This window comes from Actinoplanes sp. NPDC051633, assembly GCF_040681735.1.
GTDB lineage: Bacteria > Actinomycetota > Actinomycetes > Mycobacteriales > Micromonosporaceae > Actinoplanes.
The window spans coordinates 1-1,570 of sequence record NZ_JBFAZH010001511.1 but is presented as its reverse complement, the minus strand read 5'-3'; the positions used below and the strand labels follow the sequence as shown (position 1 = coordinate 1,570).

The window sequence follows — 1,570 nt, the reverse complement described above, 5'->3', positions numbered from 1 at the left end:
GCAGCCATCCGGCCGGATGGCTGCCCTTCGACCGAGCGACGCTCAGCCAATCACTGCACAACCTGGAGGCTTTGGCGCCAGGTGGGGTGTGTCGGGTGCCAGCCCAGCTCGCGCTTGGCCTTGGCGTTGGATGCGCCGCGCAGTTCGGTCATGAGCACGACGCCGGCCTGTCCGGCGGCCAGCCGTCCGATGAACCGCGGCACGCGCATCGGTTTCTTGGCGCCCAGCTTCGCCGCCAGTTCCGGCAGCCATTCGGCGACCGGGGCGGGGTCGTCATCGACGATGTTATAGACGCCGCGGCCACCGTTCTCCACCGCTACGACCGTGGCCTCGGCGGCGTCGGCGATGTGGACGAACGACCACACCCCGCCGCCGTCACCGACGATCGGGAACTTGCGTTTGCGGATCATCTCGAGCTGCGCGGAGCCCGGCGCCATGGAGGTGCCGGGTCCGTAGAACGCGCCGTAGCGCAGCACGATCCCTTCGGTCCACGCGGCGCCCAGCACGGCCTTCTCCAAGTGCTCGATCGCGGAGATCATCGGAGCCATCTGGACGATCGGTGAGCGATCCAGGGGATCTTGTTCGTTCTTGACCGGCCCGCCGGTCCGCGTGTAGGTGAACGCGCCGTTGCTCTGGGCGACGAACCGACATACCCCTGCGCCGCGTGCGGCCGCGAGCAGGTTGTCGGTGCCCTCGATCCGCAGCCGGTTGGTGGCGGCGAAGCTGCGTTCGAAATGACGGGTGTCGATGGCCCCGATGGCGGTCAGCTGGTCGACGATCACCTCCGGGGCCGCCTCGCGTACGGCCGCCTCGACCTGGGCGCGATCCAGCGCATCGGCGATGACCGGTACCGCGCCCAACTGTGCTGCCCTGGCCTTGCTGGATTCGCTGCGGATCATGGCGTACACCTCGTGTCCCGCATCGACCAGACGCGGCAACAACTCCTTTCCCAGCGCTCCGGTCGCGCCTGCCACCAGTACTCTCATCGTCGGCTCCCTTGCTCTCCGGTTCGGATTCGCCACTTGAACCGGATGGCCTGCCGACTCCTGACAGGAGCCAACGGTGATTCAGGTCATGATGAGCACGGGCTCCCCATGCTCGGCCGCCGCCCATTGCTCGGTCGCGCGTTCGAGCTTGTCGGGGTTTGCCTGGGTACGGCAGGAAGCGATGCCCTCGGTGGTGACCTCCAGGCACATGATGGCGACGACCCGGCCCGCCACGACGGCCACCACGGCGGGTTCGCCATTGGCGGCCCAGGCGTATATCTCGGGCGACCCGCCGACGATGGCGCGCTTGACCTCGGCGGGCTTGACCAGGCCCCGCACGAACTTCGCGACCGCGGCGGCCCCCTCGAACGCCTTGGTGCGCGCCGGAACCTTCCCTCCGCCGTCGCCGATGGCGCTGGCGTCCTTGGTGAGCAGGCGTACCAGCTCTTCGGTCCGGCCACTGGTGGCAGCCGCGAGGAATTCCGCGACGATCCGCTGAGCTTCGGCCCGCACGATCTCGCTGCGAGCTTAGCCGTACTCGACATGCTTCTTGGCACGATCAAAGATCTGCTGTCTGTAGGCCT

General features: G+C 68.0%; 2 protein-coding genes. Both read right to left on the bottom strand.

Annotation, left to right across the window (positions count from 1 at the left end):
• Positions 1 to 50: 50 nt before the first annotated feature.
• Entirely contained in the window at positions 51 to 986 is a 936-nt protein-coding gene (locus AB0M20_RS42630) for an NAD(P)-dependent oxidoreductase (RefSeq protein WP_364307116.1), read from the bottom strand.
• 81 nt (positions 987 to 1,067) lie between these two features.
• A complete protein-coding gene (locus AB0M20_RS42625) occupies positions 1,068 to 1,499 on the bottom strand; it encodes a hypothetical protein (protein WP_364307114.1) in 432 nt (143 codons plus the stop codon).
• Positions 1,500 to 1,570 lie beyond the last annotated feature (71 nt).

What these genes read in the sequence shown, in the direction of transcription:
- AB0M20_RS42630 (WP_364307116.1), bottom strand. Translation starts at nt 986, where the DNA reads ATGAGAGTACTGGTGGCAGGCGCGACCGGAGCGCTGGGAAAGGAGTTG.